Annotated in this window: 17 protein-coding genes; 10 read left to right on the top strand and 7 right to left on the bottom strand. The window is 52.7% G+C overall.

What is annotated here, in order from left to right; translation table 11 throughout:
* Positions 1 to 155 precede the first annotated feature (155 nt).
* Positions 156 to 1,670 carry an acetyl-CoA hydrolase/transferase family protein gene (locus ACAF76_RS19460; RefSeq protein WP_421617294.1) on the top strand — a complete coding sequence of 505 codons (1,515 nt, stop codon included), beginning with the start codon at positions 156 to 158 and terminating at the stop codon, positions 1,668 to 1,670.
* Positions 1,671 to 1,746: 76 nt separating this feature from the next.
* On the opposite strand, the gene ACAF76_RS19455 is transcribed toward ACAF76_RS19460, so the two are convergent.
* The 3 genes from ACAF76_RS19455 to ACAF76_RS19445 all read right to left on the bottom strand — a co-directional run bounded on the left by ACAF76_RS19455 (position 1,747) and on the right by ACAF76_RS19445 (position 3,776).
* The gene (locus tag ACAF76_RS19455) at positions 1,747 to 2,517 is read right to left on the bottom strand and encodes a pirin family protein (RefSeq protein WP_421617293.1); all 771 of its coding nucleotides are present in this window, start codon (positions 2,515 to 2,517) and stop codon (positions 1,747 to 1,749) included.
* A 113-nt stretch (positions 2,518 to 2,630) separates the two neighbouring features.
* The gene (locus ACAF76_RS19450; protein ID WP_421617292.1) at positions 2,631 to 3,257 is read right to left on the bottom strand and encodes an FMN-dependent NADH-azoreductase; all 627 of its coding nucleotides are present in this window, start codon (positions 3,255 to 3,257) and stop codon (positions 2,631 to 2,633) included.
* A gap of 111 nt (positions 3,258 to 3,368) precedes the next feature.
* Complete coding sequence (locus ACAF76_RS19445; RefSeq protein WP_421617938.1) at positions 3,369 to 3,776, bottom strand: MarR family winged helix-turn-helix transcriptional regulator; 408 nt, start codon at positions 3,774 to 3,776, stop codon at positions 3,369 to 3,371.
* 218 nt (positions 3,777 to 3,994) lie between these two features.
* On the opposite strand from ACAF76_RS19445, the gene ACAF76_RS19440 reads away from it, so the two are divergent.
* The 3 genes from ACAF76_RS19440 to ACAF76_RS19430 all read left to right on the top strand — a co-directional run bounded on the left by ACAF76_RS19440 (position 3,995) and on the right by ACAF76_RS19430 (position 7,102).
* Positions 3,995 to 4,927: an EamA family transporter gene (locus tag ACAF76_RS19440; protein WP_421617291.1), complete on the top strand. Its 933-nt coding sequence runs from the start codon at positions 3,995 to 3,997 to the stop codon at positions 4,925 to 4,927.
* Positions 4,928 to 5,083: 156 nt separating this feature from the next.
* Positions 5,084 to 6,181, top strand: coding sequence for a carbohydrate kinase (locus ACAF76_RS19435; protein ID WP_421617290.1), 1,098 nt, complete (start codon positions 5,084 to 5,086; stop codon positions 6,179 to 6,181).
* A 6-nt stretch (positions 6,182 to 6,187) separates the two neighbouring features.
* Entirely contained in the window at positions 6,188 to 7,102 is a 915-nt protein-coding gene (locus ACAF76_RS19430; protein ID WP_421617289.1) for a pseudouridine-5'-phosphate glycosidase, read from the top strand.
* A gap of 100 nt (positions 7,103 to 7,202) precedes the next feature.
* Here ACAF76_RS19430 and isdG read toward each other — a convergent pair whose 3' ends face one another.
* Genes isdG through ACAF76_RS19410 form a run of 4 tightly spaced genes read right to left on the bottom strand, consistent with a single transcriptional unit; the run spans position 7,203 to position 10,310 of the window.
* On the bottom strand, positions 7,203 to 7,529 hold the full coding sequence (gene isdG / locus ACAF76_RS19425) for a heme oxygenase (RefSeq protein WP_421617288.1): 327 nt from the start codon (positions 7,527 to 7,529) through the stop codon (positions 7,203 to 7,205).
* 2 nt (positions 7,530 to 7,531) lie between these two features.
* Entirely contained in the window at positions 7,532 to 8,320 is a 789-nt protein-coding gene (locus tag ACAF76_RS19420) for an ABC transporter ATP-binding protein (protein ID WP_421617287.1), read from the bottom strand.
* The gene (locus tag ACAF76_RS19415; protein ID WP_421617286.1) at positions 8,314 to 9,327 is read right to left on the bottom strand and encodes a FecCD family ABC transporter permease; all 1,014 of its coding nucleotides are present in this window, start codon (positions 9,325 to 9,327) and stop codon (positions 8,314 to 8,316) included. The genes ACAF76_RS19420 and ACAF76_RS19415 overlap by 7 nt, the downstream gene beginning before the upstream one ends.
* Positions 9,327 to 10,310, bottom strand: coding sequence for an ABC transporter substrate-binding protein (locus ACAF76_RS19410; RefSeq protein WP_421617285.1), 984 nt, complete (start codon positions 10,308 to 10,310; stop codon positions 9,327 to 9,329). The genes ACAF76_RS19415 and ACAF76_RS19410 overlap by 1 nt, the downstream gene beginning before the upstream one ends.
* A gap of 352 nt (positions 10,311 to 10,662) precedes the next feature.
* Between ACAF76_RS19410 and isdC the strand changes: the two genes are divergently transcribed.
* From isdC to srtB, 6 genes are all read left to right on the top strand, one after another.
* Entirely contained in the window at positions 10,663 to 11,394 is a 732-nt protein-coding gene (isdC, locus tag ACAF76_RS19405; protein WP_421617284.1) for a heme uptake protein IsdC, read from the top strand.
* Between the two features lie 175 nt (positions 11,395 to 11,569).
* Positions 11,570 to 20,008: an NEAT domain-containing protein gene (locus ACAF76_RS19400; RefSeq protein ID WP_421617283.1), complete on the top strand. Its 8,439-nt coding sequence runs from the start codon at positions 11,570 to 11,572 to the stop codon at positions 20,006 to 20,008.
* Positions 20,009 to 20,098: 90 nt separating this feature from the next.
* A complete protein-coding gene (isdE, locus tag ACAF76_RS19395; protein ID WP_421617282.1) occupies positions 20,099 to 21,007 on the top strand; it encodes a heme ABC transporter substrate-binding protein IsdE in 909 nt (302 codons plus the stop codon).
* 12 nt (positions 21,008 to 21,019) lie between these two features.
* Entirely contained in the window at positions 21,020 to 22,003 is a 984-nt protein-coding gene (locus ACAF76_RS19390; RefSeq protein WP_421617281.1) for a FecCD family ABC transporter permease, read from the top strand.
* Positions 21,993 to 22,766, top strand: a complete 774-nt coding sequence (locus tag ACAF76_RS19385; RefSeq protein WP_421617280.1) for an ABC transporter ATP-binding protein — start codon at positions 21,993 to 21,995, stop codon at positions 22,764 to 22,766. The genes ACAF76_RS19390 and ACAF76_RS19385 overlap by 11 nt, the downstream gene beginning before the upstream one ends.
* Positions 22,767 to 22,793: 27 nt before the next feature.
* On the top strand, positions 22,794 to 23,579 hold the full coding sequence (gene srtB, locus ACAF76_RS19380) for a class B sortase (RefSeq protein ID WP_421617279.1): 786 nt from the start codon (positions 22,794 to 22,796) through the stop codon (positions 23,577 to 23,579).
* The last annotated feature ends 24 nt before the right edge of the window (positions 23,580 to 23,603 follow it).

Genomic DNA, 23,603 nt, shown 5'->3' with positions numbered 1-23,603 from the left:
GATCGTACAGCTTGTTTATTGAGAATGATTCGCAGATAAATCCGCTGTTTCATTTTGATATTTGCTGGAACAACCCGAATTGAGTGCCCGCTCAGTGATGCTGTGCTACTGTATATCACAACAAGGAAAATAGGTGCAGAGGGGGTCACAACATCATGTGGGAACGCTTACGCGACAAAAGACTGGCAGACAAAATTGTGACGGCGGAAGAAGCAGCAGCTTGGATCGAAGACGGCATGACCCTTGGCCTGAGTGGGTTCACCCGTGCCGGAGATGCAAAAATGGTTCCGATCGCATTGGCAAAACGCGCCAAACAGGAAAGCAGACCACTGAAGGTAGATGTGTATACAGGCGCTTCTTTGGGAGCGGACGTGGATGCGATTATGGCCGAAGCCGGGATTGTGCACAAGCGCGCGCCCTTCCAGGCTGATGCGACGATGAGAAAGTCCATTAATAACGGCGACATGTTGTTTGTCGACCAGCATTTGTCTCATACAGCAGAACTGGTTCGGCAAGGTGTGATCGGCCCGATTGATTTCGCGATCGTGGAAGCGGTTGCAATCACAGAAGACGGATTGATTATTCCTACGACCTCCGTAGGGAATTCCAATATATTTGTCGAGCATGCAAAAAACGTCATTATCGAATTAAACGTGAATCATCCGCTCGCGCTGGAAGGTATTCACGACGTGTATACGCCTGCAAACCAGGGCGAGCGTGATCCGATTCCGCTCACTTCCGTAGAGCAGCGGATCGGTACGAGAGGGATTCCGGTCGACATCAACAAGGTCAAAGGAATTGTCATCTCCGAAGTGACCGATTCTCCATCCACGATTGTCGAGCCTGATGCAGAGACAGCCCAGATTGCCGCTCATTTGATTCAATTTTTGCGCAACGAGGTCAAGGAAGGGCGTCTGCCCCGCAACCTCGCTCCGCTGCAATCGGGGATCGGCTCGGTGGCAAATGCCGTTTTCAACGGGTTTCTGGACTCCGAGTTCACCGATCTGACCGTTTACTCCGAAGTGTTGCAGGATTCGGTGTTCGAGCTGCTGGATGCAGGGAAAATCGCCTTTGCGTCGGGTTGTTCGATCACATTGACGGCTGATACGATGAAGCGCGTGACAGAAAACTTCGAGGCGTACCGCGACAAGCTCGTGCTGCGTCCGCAAGAGATCACCAACCATCCGGAAATCATCCGTCGCCTGGGATTGATTGCGATCAATACAGCGTTGGAGCTGGACATTTACGGCAATGTCAACTCTACCAACGTATCGGGCACGAAGATGATGAACGGAATCGGCGGCTCCGGGGATTTTGCCCGCAACTCCCGTCTCGCCATCTTTGTCACCAAATCGATCGCCAAGGGCGGCAACATTTCCAGTATCGTCCCGTTCGTCTCCCACGTAGACCACACGGAGCACGATGTAGACGTGATCGTAACGGAACAGGGACTTGCCGATCTGCGCGGACTTGCCCCGCGTGAGAGAGCCGTGAAAATTATCGAAAACTGTGCGCATCCGATGTACCGCGAGCAATTGCTGGCGTATTACGAAGAGGCGTTGACCTGCGGTGGACATACGCCGCACGTGTTGGAAAAAGCATTCTCCTGGCATGTGCGCCTGGCGGAAGCAGGCACGATGCTGGAGCGGGAGCCGGCTTTGTCCCGGTAAGCGCAATATACGGATGTAAAGAAATGGACCCCGTTGGCTTCTCGTAGCTGACGGGGTCTTTTGTGAGGATACATGCTTATTTGCGATACAGCGGATAATCGACTTCGACCGGTACCTGAATCAAAACGAGTCGCAGCGCTTCCTGTGCGCTTGCCTGGTACAGCGCGGTGCGGTCGGTGTCGCTGGTGGTGATGACGAAGTCGCTATTCTGGATCGCAGCATGGCTGTGACCGGCATCGACTTCGCCGACGGTGCCGCTGCCGGAGATGACGACGGCGGCATGAGCATAGCCGGCAGGCAGGGGGAGAGAGAGCGAACGCCCGCTTGGGATCTCAATATCGTACATGCGTGCATCCGTTACGAGTTGGATCGGTGCATCGCCCCCGACGATTGATTTTACCGAGACGCCATCGACCTCGTGAACAGGGAATTCCTCGTGTTCATACTGATTGTACGTCGGCGGTCGCTTGGTCGCCTGGCTCAGATGCGGCTCAAACCAGATCTGGAACATTTCCGAGTCTTTCCCGAGCTCTTCGGCATGCTGGGCGCCCGATCCGGTTTGCATAATCTGCGCACCGCCTGTGGTGACTTTTTGCATGTTGCCCAGCGTATCCCGATGGCCAATCGTGCCAGTCAGGACATACGACAGGATTTCAAAGCCGGAGTGGGGATGAAGGGGGATTTCAAACGTCTTCAGCGATTTCGCCCACGCCCAGTAAAAAAGCGGTCCTACCCGTTTTACCGCCGATTGTTCGTGCGGAAAGCCAATCGGTTTGTTTTCGACGATCTCTCCGTTTCCAAAATACCCTTTTCCTTGCTCATCCACCGTATAGATGCGAATCTCCATGGTCAACGCCTCCTTTTGTGCATACTTGGCGGCAAAATATCTCTAATTTGAGATATTAGGCATGAGACAGGCGGGTCTTGCAAGTACCCGCCAGCTCTTTTGCGCAAAAACAATTAGAATGTTTCAGCCAGTTTTGCCGCTTTGTCTACGCCTTCTTGAACGATTTGCTCTGCTTTGTCCGGGAACTGGTTGTGGCCTTCTACGATCACTTCGGTGATGTTGCTGATGCCCCAGAAGCCGAGCAGTGTTTTCACGTATTTGCTTGCCATTTCAATCGCTGCCGCAGGGCCTTCGGAGTACACGCCGCCGCGTGCAGTCAGCAGTGCTACTTTTTTGTCGCCCATCAGGCCAACAGGTCCGTTTTCAGTATAACGGAATGTTTTGCCTGCCTGGGAGAGGTAGTCCATGTACGTGTGCAGAACAGCCGGGACAGTGAAGTTCCACAGCGGGAATGCGATGACGACTTTATCGGCAGCAAGGAACTGGTCGAGGTAGGAGTTTACCTTGTCAGCTCCTCGTTTTTCTTCAGCGGTCAGTTCCATGCCGCGGCCAGCCTTGAACATGGCAGTGATCAGGTCATTGCCGTAGTATGGCAGGTCCTCGGCGAACAGGTCCAGTTCCACAACCTCGTCGTTTGGATGGTTCTTTTTGTAAGAGTCGGCGAATGCGTGGTACAGCTTCACGCTTACCCCTTGTTCAATCGGACGGTCATTTGCTTTGATCAAAAGCACTTTACTCATGGATGGTTTTTCTCCTTTCATATTGTAAGCTACAAACTTACAATTTATATATCTCGGCTTCAAGACTATTACGCAATTCCACTTTTGTCAAGAAATGAAATGTACCCACGCTTAAAATCGCTCCTGTGCTGTAAGTCCCAGCTTTTTCAGCAATTGGATCGCCTGACGCTTTTCTTCGGCAGTCAAACCGCTGACGGCCCGGGCGATTGCCTCGCGATGGGAAGGAAATATCTCCGCCAAAAAACTCATCCCTTTTTCCGTAAGCTCGGCAAAGATCATCCGGCGATCATGCGAGCACGGTCTGCGGATCAAGAGCTGCTTCTTCTCTAGTTTGTCCACGACATACGTAATGTTTCCGCTGGATATCAGGATCTTTTCGCCAATTTGCTGCAGTGGTTGCGGTCCTTTATGGTAGAGCAGCTCCAGTACACCGAATTCAGTCGGGTTTAGTCCGTGCCGACGAATATCGCGACTGCTGTGGGCCGTGACCCAGTTGTACGCACGGGACAAAACAACCATCAAGTCGAGGGATTCATCCCTGAGTGTGTTGTTGTCTGGCACGATGAGCCCTCCTTCTCTACAATTTTCTTATCTTGAATTAAAGATAATACTACTTGAGTCATCTTTTCTTGTCAAACCGCCATGGAAGGAGAATCGCGCAGGAATGGCATGATGATTCTTGTTTTTTTGAAAAAAATCGGATATAGTTGCAGGAAAAACGGAAGATAGGGGAAAGAATGCAAGTGTCGAGTCGAGTCCGCGGTTTTTCCATGGTGATCGTAGCTGCTATGTTGTGGGGCGTATCGGGTACGGTAGCCCAATCGTTGTTTCATCATTATTCCTTTACCACGGACTGGTTGACGTCCGTACGACTCGTTGCATCAGGCGTCGTGCTGCTGTTGCTTTCGCTGATGGGGGAGAACAGGCAAAATGTAACGCGAATTCTCCGCTCCGGCGGCGATTTTGTGCGGCTGGTGGTGTTTGGCATCTGCGGGTTGATGGCTGTCCAATACACCTATTTTGCCTCTATTGAGCAAGGTAATGCAGCGACTGCTACGTTGCTGCAATATTTGGGTCCGTTGTTCTTGACGTTGTTTCTGGTGCTGCGCTACCGCAAGATGCCGACGGTGATGCAGATCGTCGCGTTGGTGCTGGCGCTGTTGGGGACGTTTTTGCTGATTACCAACGGCAAACCCGGACAGCTCTCGATCGCGCCGGGTGCTGTCATTTGGGGGCTGCTGTCAGCAGTAGCACTGGCTTTTTACACGTTGTATCCGAAGAAGCTGCTGGATCGCTGGGGATCGACTGTCGTCCTGGGATGGGGTATGCTGATCGGCGGAATCAGCCTGTCCGCAATCGCACAGCCGTGGCAAGTGACCGGACAAATCTGGGATATGTCTTCTGTGCTCGGATTGTGCTTTCTGGTCGTGTTCGGGACGTTGATTCCGTTTTTCCTGTATTTGGACAGCATGCGCTTTATCCAGCCTTCGGAGACGAGCATCCTCGGATGCGCCGAACCGTTGTCCGCTGTCGTGGCGACGGTCGTCTGGCTCCACGTATCCTTTGGATTGTTTGAATGGGCCGGAGCGGCGTGCATCATCGGGACGGTCATCGCGCTGTCGCGAAACAGTCCAAAGAAGATGGAAGCGCCAAAAGAGCAGCACATATAGGATAGGAACAAACAGAATCAGCACAATAGGACTGGGTGGCAGGATTTGCGCCCGGTCTTTTTATTGGCTTTGCAAAACATTTGTTCATGTGATAGACTTTTGTTTGATGATGACGATGTGCATGCTAAGAGAAAAGCAATAGAGAGGAGGAGCGACGTGGACAAGGAGAGGCACATCCTGCATCTGATCAGGCAGAACCCGTTTATCAGCCAGCAGGAGATCGCTGATTTGATTGGCATTTCCCGTTCGGCCGTCGCGGGCTATATCGCGCAGCTGACGCGAAAGGGCGAGATCAAAGGACGCGCCTATATCCTGCGCGACGAGGGGATGATCGCCTGTATCGGCGGGGCGAACCTGGATCGCAAGGCGCGAGGCAACCAGCGCGTGCGGCTGCATTCATCCAATCCGGTGACGATTACCGAGTCGTCCGGCGGAGTAGCCCGCAATATCGCAGAAAACCTCGGACGCCTGGGATGCAATGTATCCATGATTACTTGCGTCGGCGAAGACAAGGAAGGCGAGTGGATTTTGCAGGAGACGAAAAGCCACGGGGTAGACGTCAGTCCGGTATGGCGCCTTCCGTCCCAACGCACGGGAACGTACACAGCCTTGCTGGACATCGACGGGGAAATGGTCGTATCGATGGCGAACATGGACATCTACGATGCGCTGACTCCGGAGATGTTTGCCGATCGCTGGCCGCATATCGCAGCCGCTCAGGTTGTCTTCCTCGATACCAACCCGCCGGCCGATTGCCTGGAGTACGTAATCCAACGCTGCCGGGAGGAAAAGATTCAACTGTTCGTCGATCCGGTTTCTTCGGCCAAAGCCCAAAAGCTGCCGCAGCGCCTGGACGGGGTAGAGGCGATCTTGCCCAATCGGGAGGAAGCGGAGGAGTTGTCCGGGATCGCGATTCAGTCGCTTTCAGATTGTGAAAAGGCATGTGAAGTCATTCGCAGCCGCGGCGTCAAGCATGTCGTGGTGACGATGGGCGAGCAAGGGATTTACTATCAGTCCGCCGAGACTGCCGAGCACATCCCGCCATTTCCTGCTGAAGTCGTCGATGTGACCGGAGCCGGCGATGCTTTTGCTTCCGGACTGCTGTACGGAATCATCAACGGGGAGCCGTTTGCCCGGGCTTGTCGTCTCGGCTTGGCGGCATCCACCTTGACGCTTGAGACGAAGCACTCTGTTTCGCCGCTGTTGCAGCCGCAGCAGTTGGAGGAGCTAGTCAACCAATACGAGAAGGAGTGAAGCGGAATGAAATCCTATTTGACCTATACAGACGAGGTGCGCCAAGCACTGGAGAACAACAAGCCAGTGGTGGCGCTGGAAACGACGATTATCTCGCATGGCATGCCGTACCCGCAAAACGTGGAAATGGCCAAGCAGGTCGAGAATATTATCCGCGAGCAGGGAGCAGTACCGGCGACAATCGGCATTATGAACGGCAAAATCAAGATTGGTCTCAATGAGCAGGAGCTGGAGGAGTTCGCTACCAATCCATCCGTGGCAAAGGTAAGCCGCCGCGACTTCCCGTACATCCTGGCCAGCGGCAAGATCGGTGCGACGACAGTAGCGGGAACGATGATTGCTGCGCAATTGGCAGGCATCCGGGTATTCGCTACAGGCGGTATCGGCGGTGTCCACCGCGAAGGAGAGATTACCTGGGACGTATCAGCCGATTTGACCGAGCTGGCGCAAACGAATGTGGCGGTCGTCTGCGCCGGGGCAAAATCGATTCTCGACCTGGGCCGGACGCTTGAGTATTTGGAGACGCAAGGTGTTCCTGTGGTCGGCTACCAGACAGATCAATTCCCGTCCTTTTTTGCCCGCGAGAGCGGATATGGCGTCGACTTCCGGCTGAATACACCGGAAGAGGTCGCTGCCTTGATGGATACCAAGTGGCAGCTCGGCCTGGAGGGTGGCCTGATTATCGCCAATCCTGTCCCTGAGGCGGACGCGCTCGATCATCGGGAGATCGAGGCTGTGATTCAACAGGCACTGAACGAAGCGAAAGCAAACAACATTACCGGAAAAAATGTAACGCCGTTTTTGCTCGACAAAGTGAAGCAGTTGACCGGCGGCACAAGCCTGCAGACCAACATCGCGCTGGTGAAGCACAATGTAGAGGTGGCAGCGAAAATCGCGGTAGCGTATCAGAGCAAGAAATAAAAAGCAGCGCAGCCTTAGCCCAGACGGTATGCCGGGCTAAGGCTTTTTGCTAGGGGCAAGCACGGATGACGGACTGCGAGCTTGCTTGCCAAAATGTGCATTACTGAGCAGCTGATGTAATCGGATTTCTGACGATTTTTACTTCGTAGAAGGAAATTTTGTTGTCGATAATGTAGTCCGGGATCTGCCGGTGCGCATGTGATTCCTTGAACGCGTCGCTGCGCGTCCAGGCTTGGAAGTGCTCTTTTTTCTCCCACTTGGTGCTGACGGTCACTTCTTCGTAATCAGCCGAGTTGTTTTCCGTCAACAGGACTTCGAGTCCGAGGAAGCCTTCCATCGTTTCGACTTTTCCTACTTTGTCAAAGCGCTCGATCAATTTGTGTGCATTTCCTTTTGTAATCTTCGAAGTATTCGTTACAATTACCATTCTTAATTCCCCCTATGCGTATGGATAATCGGAATAATGAGCGGATAGTTTTGTTCAAACTTCACCGATGCTTCAATTTCATAAACATCCCGCAAAAATTGCGAGGTCAACATTGTTTGCGGCTCTCCTGCCTGGGCGACCTTCCCTCCTTTCATCGCAATCAGATAATGGGAGTAGGTAACAGCCTGCGATAGATCGTGCAGCACCATGACGATCGTCATCTTGTACTGCTGATTGATCGTTCGCAGCATCTCCATCAAATCGAATTGATGGGCGATGTCCAAATACGTCGTCGGCTCATCCAACAGCAGAATTTCCGTCTGCTGGGCCAAAGCCATGGCAATACGCGCTCTTTGTTGCTCACCTCCCGATAAAGTGTGGAACATGCGATCCCGATACCGTTGAATGCCTGTAGCGTCCATGGCCTGGTTGATAATTTGCTCGTCTTGCTCGTTCATGTGCTGATCGAGGAATCGTTTGTATGGGGAACGGCCGTATGCGACCAATTCCTTCACGGTAAAGTCAGGGAGGGAATCCTTTGCTTGCGGCAGCATGGCGACCGTCTGGGCAAATTCTTTTGTCCGGTACTCTGCAGTCGGTTTGTCGAGCAGAAAAGCCTCTCCCTGATCGGGTTTGAGCAATCTGGAAAGCACTTTGAGAAAAGTGGACTTCCCGGAACCGTTGGGACCGACGATAGCGGTCATTTTTCCTCGGGGAATCGAGACCGAAATATCTTCCAGGCCAAAATGCCCCAATGACAGGTGTAGGTGTCGGGTTTGAATCGCTACCATCGCATCGACCTCCGCTTCCGCAACAGAATCAAAAAGAACGGCGCACCCAAGGAAGCCAGCAAAATCCCGACCGGCAGTTCAATGGGATCAAACATGGAACGCGCTACCGTATCTGCCACAACGACGAGGATGGCTCCCCACAAGATGGAGAGGGGCAAGAGAAAACGATAGTCATCCCCGATTACCAGGCGTATCGCATGCGGCACCACGAGTCCGACAAATCCGAGCAGACCGGCAACGCTGACCGCCGTTCCTGCCAGGAAAGAAGAGAGGAGGATCAGCAAAAGCCGCTGCCTTTCCACTTTGAGACCGAGCAGGTGAGCGGACTCGTCGCCGAGCAGCAACAGGTTGGCCGGTTTGATCGTGAATGCGGTCAACACAAGTCCGGCGACCGCATACGGGACCATGAATTCGAAGTGATACCAGCTTCTGCCGTTCAGTCCCCCTGCCAGCCAGGGCAGTACAGCTTGCACCCGGTCGCTGTAGATCACCATAATGCCGCTGGTGATGGCGCCGAGCAGCGCGTTGATGGCAACCCCGGCGAGGATGATCCTGACCGGAGCAGCGCCCCGATCCCAGGCGAGTATGTAAATGAAAATGCTCGTGACAAACGCACCGATAAATGCTGCGAACGGGAGAAAGTAACTGTACTGCGGAAACATCACCATGGTGATCATCGCGGCAAGCCCGCCGCCGGCCGAAACGCCGATGATACCCGGGTCAGCCAACGGATTTTTCATCGTGCCCTGCAAAAGGGCTCCGGATGCAGCGAGGCAAGCTCCGACGAAAAGACCGACGAGAACCCGGGGCAGCCGCAAATCGAGAATAATCGTTTCGTGTGCCGATTCGTTGTTCGTCGTGAGAACAGTCCAAATTTCCTGGAGAGTGATCGGTACTGACCCAGAGGTGAGCCCGTAGCAGCCTGCGATGACGAGTACGACAGGGGTAATCGCCAACAGCAGTTTTCTGCGCGTGTTTCTCGTTTCGGTTTGCATGACTGTAGCCATCATTTCACTTCGCCCAAATACTCGCTCATCAAATCCATGGCCTCGGTTACCCGCGTGCCGGGATTCGTGCCAAACAAATCGGACGGCAGCACTTCAACGCGATCGTTTTTCACCGCATCCAGACTGTTCCAGGCGGCATTTTCCTGCATTTCTTTCAGGAATCCACTGCGGACTTCTTCCGGATTTCCGTGGGTAATGATCAAAATGGCTTGTGGATTTGCCTCGACGATTCGTTCGGTATTCAGTTGGGCGTACTGCGGGTATTGTTCCAGAGCGGGATAATCGGCAGCGATATTTTCTCCCCCCGCCAGCTCGAGAATGTTGCCGCTTAACGAGTTGGACAATGCCGCCATATACGTGCCGGGTGCCCCGTAGACGAGCAAGGCGCGGGGTTTCGCTGCTGTGCTGCTTCCCTGGTACTCGCTTAGCTTGGCATCGATGGACTGAATCAGTTCATTGGCTTTATCCTCTTTCTGCAACATAGTCCCGAACAGACGAATTTGTTTTTTGATATCGTCAACGGAATTTGCATTCGTCAGAAGCAATTGTGAGCCGACTCCTTCGATCGCCGGGATGTCCTTTTGATTGAGCGGGTAATTGCCCAGCACGACATCCGGTCGCAGCAGCGTGATTTTTTCCAGGTCCACTTCATGTGTATTGCCGATCTGCTCGGCTTTTTCAGCGTCCGGGTGCGGAGCGCTGCCCCGGGTAGTAGGTCTGCCGACGACCTCGCCGCCAAGCGCGTAGATAATATCCACATCGCCATTGGACAAGGCGACGATCCGCTGCGGGACGTCAGCAAAAGCAATTTGACGGCCAGCAAAGTCCTCTACGACAAGCTGGTTTGTGGGGGCATTGGCGCTGCTTGTTGTGCCAGAAGAGGGAGAACTGCCGGCAGCATGGTTGGCAATCTGGGCATCATTCCCGCAACCAGTGGATAAACCAAGCAGCAAAAGAGCAGAGAGCAAAAATCGTTTCTTCATGGTCATCCTCCTGACCTGGCCTTCCTTGTCTAATTGATAATGAAAATCATTAACAATCCAGATAATAACAAAGAGAAAATGGCGAGTCAACACAAAATTGTAAATTATTTCAGTCGAAAAAACCGTTGACAAATTGAAATTGTGTACGTTACGATTCATTTCGAGTCCTGGCATGCTTTGCCAAGTGTGCGGAGTTAGGGAGGGGATGGAAAAGAGCATCCGTTTTTTGCACGTTTTTATTTTTTTAACCGCTATTGAGAATGATAATCATTTGTGGGATTGTCGCTTTCATAGCTTTGCTTTTCAGGGGCTTTTGTTCCCGAGATTTTTGAGAAAAGGAGGGAGATTATCCATGCGTAGACAAAAACCGTTTTTGCTTTCGTTGGCCGCGCTCTTGTACATGGTCACTCTGCTGATTGCACCGACTGTTCAGGCGGCCGATGCTTTGCAGGACGGGACGTATACGATCCAGTACAATGTCCTGCAAGCCAACAATGATTCGGTTTCAATCGCCAACGATTACTGGGAAAAGCCGGCGACCCTGCTCATCAGCCAGGGGGCGATTACCGTCCAGATGAAAATCAATCACAGCGCGTGGGTGACCCAGTTCAAGGTGCCTCGCGGTGAAGAGTTTGTCGATGTAGACGTAATCAGCACGGATGCCGCGACTGACACCAGGGTCGTCCAATTCCAGGCCGCTGACATTTCCCGGCCGTTGCATGCAAAAATCCATGTCACGGTTCCGTCGATCAACTACGATCACGATTACACCATTCGTTTCTCGTTTGATACGAATAGCATCACTCCGGTTAGTACGACTGGAGGTGCCGGGGCTGCCTCGGCAGCGAGCGGGTCCGGGGAGCAGGCTGGCACAAAGCCGGCTGCAGTCAGCGGAAGCAACGTGACCGTGAACAATCCGCAAACGGCAAGTGCTGTTTCGGAAGCGAATCCACCGCAGAGTGCAGATCAGGCAGCGGCTGTACCAAACCCGCAAACAGGCGATGACACAAATGTCGCGGTTTACCTCACTCTGTTTTTGCTGACCTCTGCATTTTTTCTTCACAAGCTCGTGAAAAGAGCCTAACAAGAGCTTGCAGCAAAGCTAGCGTTGGCAGTATGCAAACGCTATGTGCCCATAGATTTTGATTTTGTATGTAAATAATTTGAAAAATAACCGTAATTTTGAATTTGTATATTACTGCTTTTTTCACTCCAGATAAAGGAGGTTCGAAAAATACGATATGGGAAACTACTTTGCTTTGAACAAGTCCTTCGTGAGTTTTGTGCTTCGGCTGCTCGTGATCTTTGCGTTGCTCGTGCAAACAATCAGTGCAAGCACCGTCATTGCTGTCGAGAGTATCGGCACGGATACCAGTCAGACCGAGACGAGACAAGTAGATTCAGAACAATCTGACACATCTGATTCGGGTACCGCCGAACCGGGAACAAGCAACCCGGGGGGACAGACCCCAGAGACCACGGCCCCGGGAACAACTGACCCGGACACCTCGGAACCAAATCCGGCGGACCCGGGAACAACCGATCCGGATACCCCGGCACCAAATCCTGCGGACCCGGGAACACCTGACCCGGACACTCCGGCACCAAATCCTGCTGACCCGGGAACAACCGACCCGGACACTCCGGCACCAAACCCGGCTGACCCGGGAACAACCAATCCGGACACTCCGGCACCAAACCCGGCTGACCCGGGAACAACCGACCCGGACACTCCGGCACCAAACCCGGCTGACCCGGGAACAACCGATCCGGACACTCCGGCACCAAATCCTGCTGACCCGGGAACAACCGATCCGGACACTCCGGCACCAAATCCGGCTGACCCGGGAACAACCGACCCGGACACTCCGGCACCAAATCCTGCGGACCCGGGAACACCTGACCCGGACACTCCGGTACCAAATCCTGCGGACCCGGGAACACCTGACCCGGACACTCCGGCACCAAATCCGGCTGACCCGGGAACACCTGACCCGGACACTCCGGTACCAAATCCGGCGGACCCGGGAACACCTGACCCGGACACTCCGGCACCAAATCCGGCGGACCCGGGAACAACCGAACCCGAGCCTACGCCAGTACCGGAACCAACGCCAGTACCGGAGCCACTACCGGTACCGCTTCCTGAACCAGTGCCAGCTCCAATCCTGGAAACGGCTCCTGTTCAAGTGGACATCGACGATGGTACATATACCATTGACTTTGACATTTTTGATGCAGGTTCCGACGACACATCGTCCTTGGACGAATACATCGTGAAATCCGCATACTTGCAAGTGGAAGATGAAATCACCAGCATCTGGCTTACCTTTGCCGACATCGAAGTAATCCGATCGTTCCAGGTAAATCTCGACGATGAGTATGAAGACGCTGAGGAAATCAGTTCGGATGAGAATTCCGGCATTCACGTAGTGCAATTTGAGATGTTTACAGAGGAACTGGCATCGAAGGTGAACATCCTCACAGCGATCAGGGAAAGTGATGGAAAAACAAGAGAATACGAGGCAGACATCCAATTCGATTTAGACAGTCTCGAAGAAACAGATGACCCTCTGCCTTTGCAAATGCAGACTCTGCAGGCGATGGAAGTAATCGCAGACGGCGACTACACAATCGACTTCAAGGTCCTAAAAGACGGCACAACAGAGACTTCGGTCATGGATCAGTACGTGGAAAAACCGGCGTTTTTGACCGCAGAAGACGGAACCAACTATGTATTGCTCACGCTGAAAAACAGCAGTTGGATCACCGTATTCGAAACGGAACAAAACGGGAACTACGAAAGCGCCGAAGTAGTAAGCACGGATACAGAAGCCGATACCCGTGTCGTGAAATTCGAAGTCGCAGACGTATCCGCGAAGCTGAATGCATACACGGAAGTCAATGTTCCGGCGCTGAACTACAGCGGCAAATACTATGTGCAAATCCAGTTTGACCAAGCAAGCCTGACACCGGCAGCACCAGAGCCGCAACCGGAAGTCATTGCAGACGGCGACTACACGATTGACTTCAAGGTCCTAAAAGACGGCACAACAGAGACTTCCGTCATGGATCAGTACGTGGAAAAACCGGCGTTTTTGACGGCAGATGACGGAACCAACTATGTATTGCTCACGCTGAAAAACAGCAGTTGGATCACCGTATTCGAAACAGAACAAAACGGGAATTACGAAAGCGCCGAAGTAGTAAGCACGGATACAGAAGCCGATACCCGTGTCGTGAAATTCGAAGTCGCAGACGTATCCGCGAAGCTGAATGCTTACACGGAAGTCAATGTTCCGGCGCTGAACTACAGCGGCAAATACTATGTGCAATTCCAGTTCGACCGTGCAAGCCTGACACCGGCAGCGCCAGAGCCGCAACCGGAAGTCATTGCAGACGGCAACTACACGATTAACTTCACTACGCTGCGCATCGATAACGACGATTCGTCGACGATGAGCAGGTACCTGGTCAGCCCGGCGAACGTGACCGTCACGAACGGTACGAAGCTGTTGACTATCACTGTCAAAGACAGCTCTTCGATTCCGAGCTTCCAGATCGAGCAGGACGGCACGTACCTGGAAGGAACGGAAGTGAGCCGAAACGATGCTGAAAACACTCGCGTTGTGCAGTTTGCACTGGCGAGATTGTCAGATCCGTTGAAAGCGAAGGTGCAGGTGGTGGTAGGCAGCTACAACAGCACCCACGATTTCCGCATCATCACGGACATGTCCAGCCTGACACCGGCAGCGCCAGAGCCACAACCGGAAGTAATCGCAGACGGCGACTACACGATTGACTTCACCACGCTGCGCATCGATAACGACGATTCGTCGACGATGAGCAGATACCTGGTCAGCCCGGCGAACGTGACCGTCACGAACGGTACGAAGCTGTTGACCATCACTGTCAAAGACAGTTCTTCGATTCCGAGCTTCCAGATCGAGCAGGACGGCACGTACCTGGAAGGAACGGAAGTGAGCCGAAACGATGCTGAAAACACTCGCGTTGTACAGTTTGCACTGGCGAGATTGTCAGATCCGTTGAAAGCGAAGGTGCAGGTGGTGGTAGGCAGCTACAACAGCACCCACGATTTCCGCATCATCACGGACATGTCCAGCCTGACACCAGTAGCGCCACAGCCGCAACCGGAAGTCATCGCAGACGGCAACTATACGATCGACTTTAAGGTCCTGAAAGACGGCACAACAGAGACTTCGGTCATGGATCAGTACGTGGAAAAACCGGCGTTTTTGACGGCAGATGACGGAACCAGCTATGTATTGCTCACGCTGAAAAACAGCAGTTGGATCACCGTATTCGAAACAGAACAAAACGGGAATTACGAAAGCGCCGAAGTAGTAAGCACGGATACAGAAGCCGATACCCGTGTCGTGAAATTCGAAGTCGCAGACGTATCCGCGAAGCTGAATGCTTACACGGAAGTCAATGTTCCGGCGCTGAACTACAGCGGCAAATACTATGTGCAATTCCAGTTCGACCGTGCAAGCCTGACACCGGCAGCGCCAGAGCCGCAACCGGAAGTCATTGCAGACGGCAACTACACGATTAACTTCACTACGCTGCGCATCGATAACGACGATTCGTCGACGATGAGCCGATACCTGGTCAGCCCGGCGAACGTGACCGTCACGAACGGTACGAAGCTGTTGACCATCACTGTCAAAGACAGCTCTTCGATTCCGAGCTTCCAGATCGAGCAGGACGGCACGTACCTGGAAGGAACGGAAGTGAGCCGAAACGATGCCGATAACACTCGCGTTGTACAGTTTGCACTGGCGAGATTGTCAGATCCGTTGAAAGCGAAGGTGCAGGTGGTGGTAGGCAGCTACAACAGCACCCACGATTTCCGCATCATCACGGACATGTCCAGCCTGACACCAGTAGCGCCAGAGCCGCAGCCAGGTGTCATTAAAGACGGTACGTACTCGATTTCCTTTGCGGTCTTAAAAGACGGCACCGACGATGTCTCGGTCATGGACCAGTACACGAAAAAACCGGCGATGCTGACCGTGCAAAACGGCAAAAACTTCATCACGCTGACGCTGACCAATAGCGAGTGGATCAAAGTATTCCAGACCGAGCAAAACGGCCGATTTGTGAATGTGACCGTAGTCAGCGCCAACGAGAAGACCAATACCCGAGTAGTCCGATTTGAAGTTCCGGATTTGACACAGAAGCTGAATGCCTATGCAGAAGTACACATCCCGGAAATGGGCTACAACAGCAGTTATCAGGTCCAGTTCCAGTTTGATGTAGACAGCATCGGCGAGTATGTACCAGAGCCGCAGCCAGGTGTCATTAAAGACGGTACGTACTCGATTTCCTTTGCGGTCTTAAAAGACGGCACCGACGATGTCTCGGTCATGGACCAGTACACGAAAAAACCGGCGATGCTGACCGTGCAAAACGGCAAGAATTACATTTCCCTGACGCTGACCAACAGCGAGTGGATCAAAGTATTCCAGACCGAGCAAAACGGGCGGTATGTGAACGCTACTGTGGTCAGCGAGGACAAGGAAGCCAACACCCGAGTAGTTCGCTTCGAAGTGCCGGACTTGACGCAGAAGCTGAACGCCTATACGGAAGTGCGAATTCCGGAGATGAACTACAGTGGCGATTATCAGGTCCATTTCCAGTTTGATGTAGACAGCATCGGCGAGTATGTACCAGAGCCGCAGCCAGGTGTGATCGAAGACGGTACGTATTCGATTTCTTTCAAAGTCTTAAAAGACGGCACCAACGATGTCTCGGTCATGGACCAGTACACGAAAAAACCGGCGATGCTGACCGTGCAAAACGGCAAGAATTACATTTCCCTAACGCTGACGAACAGCGAGTGGATCAAAGTATTCCAGACCGAGCAAAACGGGCGGTATGTGAACGCGACTGTGGTCAGCGAGGACAAGGAAGCCAACACCCGAGTAGTTCGCTTCGAAGTGCCGGACCTGACGCAGAAGCTGAACGCCTATACGGAAGTGCGAATTCCGGAGATGAACTACAGTGGCGATTATGAGGTCCAGTTCGCGTTTGATGTAGACAGCATCGGCGAGTATGTACCGGAGCCGCAGCCAGGTGTGATCGAAGACGGTATGTACACGATTTCCTTTGCCGTCCTAAAAGATGGCACAGACAGTGTCTCTGTGATGGACCAATACACCGTCAAACCCGCAATCTTGACCGTTGCAAAAGGAAAGCACACGATTTCCCTGACGCTGACGAACAGCGAGTGGATCAAAGTATTCCAGACCGAGCAAAACGGGCGGTATGTGAACGCGGCGGTAGTCAACGAGGACAAAGAAGCCAATACCCGCGTAGTCGAGTTCGAAGTGCCGGATCTGGAACAGAAGCTGAACGCCTATGCAGAAGTTCGCGTTCCGGAGATCGGCTATGGCGGCGAGTACCAAGTTCAGTTCCTGTTTGATCTGGACAGCATTCAGGAGTATACGCCAGAACCGCAGCCGGGTGAACTCGAAGACGGTACGTACTCCATTTACTTTACGGTCCTGAAAGACGGCACCGACAGTGTCTCGGTCATGGACCAGTACACGAGAAAACCGGCTGTTCTGACTGTCGCGGATGGGAAACAAACGATTTCCCTGACGCTGACCAACAGTGAGTGGATCAAAGTATTCCAGACTATGCAAAACGGGCGGTATGTGAATGCGACCGTGATCAGCGAGGACAAAGAAGCCAATACCCGCGTGGTCGAGTTCGAGGTGGCGGATCTGAAGCAAAAGCTGAACGCCTATACAGAAGTGCGGATTCCAGAGATTGGCTACAGCGGCGATTATCAAGTCCAGTTCCTGTTTGATCTGGACAGCATTGGCGGAACTACGCCCCCACCGCAACCAGGCGTTGTCGAGGACGGTGCGTATACGATTGAATTCGACGTACTTCTGGAAGGGGCAGGGGATGCATCCATCATTCAACAATACGTGCAGCAGCCAGCTCAGCTAGCGGTCCAGAATGGAAAAGCAACCGTTACGCTTACACTGAAAAACGGCAGATTGATCAATCTGTTCCAAACGGAGCAAAACGGACAATTTGTCGATGCAACCGTCGTACGCACGGATGCACAGACGGATACCCGAACTGTTCAATTTGAGGTGAAAGACCTCGCCGCCTTCCAGCGGGCATATCTGGAAGTGTTTGTTGCCAATCCAAATGTGGCAAGAGTGTTTGCGGTCCAGACAATAGGGGCACAGACATTCGCTGCGCAAAATGCGACACAAGGATACACCCTGCTGTTCCAGTTTGATCTCGACAGTCTGAAAAAGGCGCCGCCGATTCCTCCAGTGGAGCCGGTTGTCCTGGAAGAAGGAGTCGAGTACACCATCGAATTCGAGGTGAGGGACAAAGGGAAAACCCGGACATCCGCTTTTGAAGAGTACACCAAAAATCCTGCGATCTTGTTTGTCGAGGATGGTCTGACATATGTCTGGCTGACGCTGGCAAACAGTGACCAGGTCGATGAGTTCCGGATCGAACGGGACGGCACGTACTACGATCTGGAGGTTGTCAGCGAAGACGAAACCGCCAACGAACGGGTCGTGGAAATCGAAGGAACCGATATCCCGCTGCTGTTGAACGCATTTGCGACCACGCTCGATCCGGAGGAGGAATACGAGCTCGAGTTCCATTTTGACCACAACAGCATCGAGGAATACGATCCAGATGTGCTGGAGGACGGCACCTATACGATTGAGTATATCGTCCTGAAAAACCAGACAGATGAACGATCTGTGATGGATGAGTACACGAAAAAACCTGCGATCCTGACTGTCGACGGTGGCGAATACCACATGTCGGTCACGTTCCTGAACAGCAGCTGGATCACCGTGTTCCAGGTTGAGCAGGATGGTCGATACGTGGACGCGGAAGTCGAGAGCGCCAATGAAATCGCCGATACAAGAGTCGTCGGGTTTGATGTGAAAAACCTGTCCTCCAAGCTCAATGCGTATACGGAGGTCCGGATTCCGGAACTCAATTACAGCGGCGACTACGAAGTGCAGTTCCTCTTTGATGAAAAGAGCGTCAAGCCTTTCAAGCAAGAATTTGAAGATGGCTGGTACAAACTCGAATTTGATGTATTGGAAAAAGATTCGACAGAAGCATCCATTTTGAAGGATCACATCGAAGAGTCTGCCTACCTGTCAGTGGCAGGCGAGAAGAACACGGTGTACCTGACATTGACCAGTCATAACTGGATCAAAGGCATGCTGGTCGATGACGAAGGGCAATTCGTAGAGGCCGAAACGGAAAGCATTGACCTTTCCGCCAACAAGCGGGTCGTCAAATTTGAGGTTCCCGATCTGGCGAACAAGCTGAATTCGTTGGTAGAGCTGGCTGACTACAGAGGCGAATACGACATTGCGTTCCAGTTCGATCCAGCAACACTCCTGGACGATTCGGAAGACCAGGACCAGACCGTCGCCTTCAAGGTTCTGCAAGACGGCAAGGAATTTACCTCCTTCATGGAGGACATCACGGGAAGTCTCGCCAACGTAACGACCCGCGACGGAGTTCGCTATGTCACACTCAAGTTGAAAAACAACAAGTGGATCAGCGATTTCCGCGTAGAGAAGGACGGGGCGTATCGGGTACCTGAGGTCGTCACCGACGAAACTGCGGATACCAAAACAGTCACTTTTGCAGTAAACGACTTCTCGGATGCGGTACAGGCAAAAATCAAGCTCGACACGCCACAGGTAGAGGACGCCAAAAACTATGCGGTTGAATTCCAGTTCCATGCCGATACCGTCAAAAAATTCGATTACAAGAACCTGGATGATGGCAGCTACATCGTGAACTTCCAGGTGTTCGAGAATGGAACAGGCGTGCGGTCCGCCATGGAGTCAGTCTTGCAAAATCCTGCGGTCGTAACCGTAAAAGACGGAAAAAGCCATGTTTCCATTACCGTTGGCAGTGAATTGGAAGCATTCCGGATCAAGCAGGGAGAAGGCTTTGTCGACGTCCAGATGGCGGAGGCTGGCGATGATCGCGTCGTCACGGTGGAAGTAGCCGATCTGGCAGCATTGCTCCATGCATCCCTGGAAACAAAAGTGTCAAATGAAAATGGGGAAAGCCAGCACGAGGTGCAAATAGCCTTTCTCTTGGCGACTCTCGTTGATATCAGCGAGGAAGAGCTGGCATCCGGCCGTCTGAACCAGGTCGTCGTTTCGCCAAAAATCGAACCTGCAGCCGTGAGTCAGCCAGCAGTCGAGCCCGTCGCTCAGGAAGTGGAGGAAGCCATTTCTGAACAGGTAAATCCCGTTTCCGTCACTGAGAGCGAGCCGACAGCCCTCGATCAGAAGACCTACAGCATTCCGTTCCAGGTGTTAAAGAATGGGACGGATGAAGCGTCGATCATGGATGGGTACACAGAAAAACCGGCTACAATCGTCGAGATGGACGGCACGTACAAGGTCTTCCTGACTTTGAAAAGCAGTAATTGGACCAAAGTATTCCGCACCGAGAAGGACGGCAGCTACGTAGATGCCGAGGTTGTCAGCGAGGATCAGGCTGCCGACACGAGAACCGTTGCCTTTGAGGTGACCGATCTGGAAGCGAAGGTCCGTGCCTATACGGAAGTGCTCGTCCCGGATCTGAACTACAGCGGGAAGTACGAAGTGCAAATTCAGTTCGACCCGACTGGGATGACCGAAAACTGATTCGAATAGCAAGCAGTCTTGATGCGCCTGTCACGGGCGCATCAAGGTCTGTTTTACGCATGTACATGAAGAGAGGGGGTAACGACACAGATGAACAAGTTCATGCCTGTAGCCATGATGAGTCTGTTGCTGTTTGCGATCATGGGTTGCTCGTCCGGCGCTTCCATCCCTGCATTGCCGCAGCCAGCCGATGAACCCCAGCCACAACCGCAAGCACAACAACAAGCCGAATATCGGATAGTGGCGACGACGGTGGCACTGACCGAAATCATGGATGCCCTCGGAGTGGAGCTGGTCGGTATTCCGACGAGCTATAAAGTATTGCCCGAGCGGTATGACGGGGTGCCAGAGGTGGGCAATCCGATGAGTCCGGACATGGAAAAGATCGTATCGCTCAAAGCAACTGACGTATTGTCTGTCACGACCCTGGAGTACGATTTGGCGCCCAAATTTGACAGTGCAGGTGTGGAAGCGACCTTTGTCAATCTGGAAAGCCTGCCCAACATGCAGGATGCGATCATGCAGCTGGGGCAAAAATTCGGACAGGAGGAGCGGGCCAAAGACATCGTGGCGCAGCTGGAAGAGAAAAAAACAGAGATCGCCCAAAAAATCGAGGGCAAAGAATCGCCTACGGTGCTGATCCTCATGGGGGTGCCCGGCAGCTACCTGGTCGCGACGGAAAACTCCTACATCGGCAATCTCGTGAAACTCGCCGGCGGAACGAATATCGTCCAGGGCGAGAAAGTAGAGTACCTTGCCTCCAATACCGAATACTTGCAGCAAGCCAATCCCGATATTATTTTGCGTGCGGCGCACGGGATGCCCGAGGAAGTAGTCAAGATGTTTGATGAAGAATTCAAAACGAATGATATATGGAAGCATTTTAAGGCGGTCAAGCAAAATCGCGTCTACGACCTCGAGGAGCGGCTGTTCGGGACAACCGGTAATCTCGCTGCACTGGAGGCGTTGGACGAAGTCGTAAAGATGCTATATCCGTAAAGGAAGTTAACGATGAATAAAAAAATTGCAATGTTTCTCGTTGTCATCGCTCTGCTGCTCGCCGTGATCGGCTTTTCTGCGACGAGTGGCAGTATTCAGGTAACGATCACCGAATTGGTCCTCGGCATCTTTTCGGGAACGAATGAACAGGTTGAGGTTATCAAGGACCTGCGTTTTCCGCGCATCATCATCGCGCTTTTTGCCGGAGCAGCACTGGCTGTCTCCGGGGTGCTTTTGCAGGCAGTAATGAGAAATCCGCTGGCCGACGCCAGTGTACTCGGGATTTCGTCCGGGGCCGGGTTTCTTTCCTTGCTGGCTGTTTCCTTCTTCCCAACGCTGTTTTTCTGGATGCCGCTATTTGCATTTGCAGGCGGTGCACTCGCCTGTTTTCTGGTCTATCTGTTTTCGTGGAAACAAGGTCTCAGCCCTGTCCGTATGATTCTGGTCGGGGTAGCGATCAATGCGGTCTTCAGCGGGTTGAGCCAGTCGTTCAATTATCGCGGCAGTTATGCGGCGGCGAGCGTCAATCTGGCTACGACCTCCACCTTGTCCATGAAAAAATGGGCAGATGTCGAAGTAATGGTCCTGTACGGATCGGTCGGTCTTGTTCTCGCTCTGCTTTTGTACGGCTGGTGCAACTTTTCTGTCTTGCAGGAGAAAACGGCGAAAAATCTCGGCTTTCCGATTACCAGGGCACGCCTGCTCATCTCTGCTGTTGCGGTTCTGCTGGCTGCGGTAGCTACGGCGATCGCGGGTGTCATCGCTTTTATCGGGCTGCTCATCCCACATATCGCCCGGCAGCTCATCGGTACGGACCACAAGCTGCTGATTCCGTTTTCGGCGGTTTCAGGAGCGCTGCTTCTTCTGGCAGCCGATACGCTCGGAAGGACGATTCTCGCTCCGAATGAAATTCCCGCTTCCATTTTGATGAGCATTATTGGCGGACCGTTTTTGATCTTCTTGTTGAGAAAGAGTGATCGTGTATATGGAAATTAAAGAAATCACGTTCTCGTACGACAACAAGCGCGACCACGTAAAGAAGGTGAGCAGCCGGATTGAGTCTGGAAAAATTACGACGATCATCGGGCCGAACGGATGCGGCAAGTCTACACTTCTGGGGGTAATCTCGAACAATTACAGCCCGCGCCACGGTCATGTGCTGGTGGACGGCAAACAAATCAGCCAATTCACACCGAAGGAATTCGCCAAAAAAGTCGCAGTCGTGCATCAAAATAACGAAACTGCCGCAGATATTACCGTGGAAAAGCTGGTCAGCTTTGGGCGCTTTCCGCATAAAAGCATGTTTGCACAAAATCGGGAAGAAGACGAGCGGGCGATTGAGTGGGCACTGACAAGCACGAACCTCCAGGCAAAGCGCCGAGTGCCCATCGACCAGCTCTCGGGCGGGGAGAGGCAGCGTGCGTGGATTGCAATGGCGATCGCGCAAAATACGCCGTTTCTGTTTTTGGACGAACCGACCACCTTTCTCGACATGTACTACCAGCTTGAGATTTTGGACTTGATCAAACAGCTCAACGAAGAACATGGCCTGACGATCGTCATGGTATTGCACGACATGAACCAGGCGATTCGCTACAGCGACCGGATTATCGCGATGAAAAATGGCGAAGTCGTGCTGGAAGGCGAACCGAATGAGGCGATTACAGCGGCGACGATCAAAGAAATTTACGGTGTCGATGTCATCGTCAAGCGCGATGAGGACACAGGTTTGTACATTGTGCCTGTCGGGATTTCATAGAGAATTTAAGGCTAGGATGTGAAAGAGATGGGTGTTTCCCAGGTTCGGCAGCATGTCATCACCATCGCGATGATGACCCTGATGCTGTACTCCGCCTGTGAACTTGCCGGCATTTTCTTCGGCTCGTATCGCGATCAGGCGGTGCTGGCAGAAGCTCAGCATATGTACGAAAGCAGCGGGGAGAACATGGCAAGTGAAGAAGTTCCAATTGCCAGCGGCTGGGATGAGCGCGAGCCTTCTGTCCGTTCCCGGTTCCATTCCTTGCTTGAGCAAAACCCCGACATTGTCGGATGGGTGGAGATTGCCGATACGCCCATCAACTATCCGGTCGTCCAGGCAGAAGACAATTCATTCTATTTGTCGCACAACTACAGGCGTGTCCCATCGAGGTCGGGCAGTATTTTCATGGATTTTCGCAATGATCCGGGGCAAGACAACCGCAACATGATCTTGTACGGGCATCGAATGAAAGACGGCTCGATGTTTGGGAGTCTGGGAGAATACCTCGACGAGGACTTTTACCAGACTCATCGGACCTTTTCCTTTGAGACGAAGTACGACCGGTATGACGTGGAGGTATTTTCCGTCTACGTGACAACGGTCGATTTCGATTATATCAAGACCGATTTTGCAAGCGATCAGGAGTACCGCTCATTTGTGGAGGAGATCGCAGGGAGATCGATCTATCAGGTGGATACGGATCTGGCTGACATTGACCAGATAGTGACGCTATCTACTTGCGATTACAGCCTGAATTCGAATCTGGGGCGCCTGGTCGTTCATGCGACGATTAAAAACAGTGGAACAAAATAGAAGAGCACCAAAAAAAGAGCGCAA

It is taken from the genome of Brevibacillus sp. TJ4 (genome assembly GCF_044627595.2).
GTDB lineage: Bacteria > Bacillota > Bacilli > Brevibacillales > Brevibacillaceae > Brevibacillus.
This window is presented reverse-complemented; position numbering and strand designations above follow the sequence as displayed.

Excerpts from the sequence above, each read along its gene's own strand:
- ACAF76_RS19460 (WP_421617294.1), top strand. The coding sequence starts at position 156 with ATGTGGGAACGCTTACGCGACAAAAGACTGGCAGACAAAATTGTGACG.
- ACAF76_RS19455 (WP_421617293.1), bottom strand. The coding sequence starts at position 2,517 with ATGGAGATTCGCATCTATACGGTGGATGAGCAAGGAAAAGGGTATTTT.
- ACAF76_RS19450 (WP_421617292.1), bottom strand. The coding sequence starts at position 3,257 with ATGAGTAAAGTGCTTTTGATCAAAGCAAATGACCGTCCGATTGAACAA.
- ACAF76_RS19445 (WP_421617938.1), bottom strand. The coding sequence starts at position 3,776 with ATGGTTGTTTTGTCCCGTGCGTACAACTGGGTCACGGCCCACAGCAGT.
- ACAF76_RS19440 (WP_421617291.1), top strand. The coding sequence starts at position 3,995 with ATGCAAGTGTCGAGTCGAGTCCGCGGTTTTTCCATGGTGATCGTAGCT.
- ACAF76_RS19430 (WP_421617289.1), top strand. The coding sequence starts at position 6,188 with ATGAAATCCTATTTGACCTATACAGACGAGGTGCGCCAAGCACTGGAG.
- isdG (WP_421617288.1), bottom strand. The coding sequence starts at position 7,529 with ATGGTAATTGTAACGAATACTTCGAAGATTACAAAAGGAAATGCACAC.
- ACAF76_RS19420 (WP_421617287.1), bottom strand. The coding sequence starts at position 8,320 with ATGGTAGCGATTCAAACCCGACACCTACACCTGTCATTGGGGCATTTT.
- ACAF76_RS19415 (WP_421617286.1), bottom strand. The coding sequence starts at position 9,327 with ATGGCTACAGTCATGCAAACCGAAACGAGAAACACGCGCAGAAAACTG.
- ACAF76_RS19410 (WP_421617285.1), bottom strand. The coding sequence starts at position 10,310 with ATGAAGAAACGATTTTTGCTCTCTGCTCTTTTGCTGCTTGGTTTATCC.
- isdC (WP_421617284.1), top strand. The coding sequence starts at position 10,663 with ATGCGTAGACAAAAACCGTTTTTGCTTTCGTTGGCCGCGCTCTTGTAC.
- isdE (WP_421617282.1), top strand. The coding sequence starts at position 20,099 with ATGAACAAGTTCATGCCTGTAGCCATGATGAGTCTGTTGCTGTTTGCG.
- ACAF76_RS19390 (WP_421617281.1), top strand. The coding sequence starts at position 21,020 with ATGAATAAAAAAATTGCAATGTTTCTCGTTGTCATCGCTCTGCTGCTC.
- ACAF76_RS19385 (WP_421617280.1), top strand. The coding sequence starts at position 21,993 with ATGGAAATTAAAGAAATCACGTTCTCGTACGACAACAAGCGCGACCAC.
- srtB (WP_421617279.1), top strand. The coding sequence starts at position 22,794 with ATGGGTGTTTCCCAGGTTCGGCAGCATGTCATCACCATCGCGATGATG.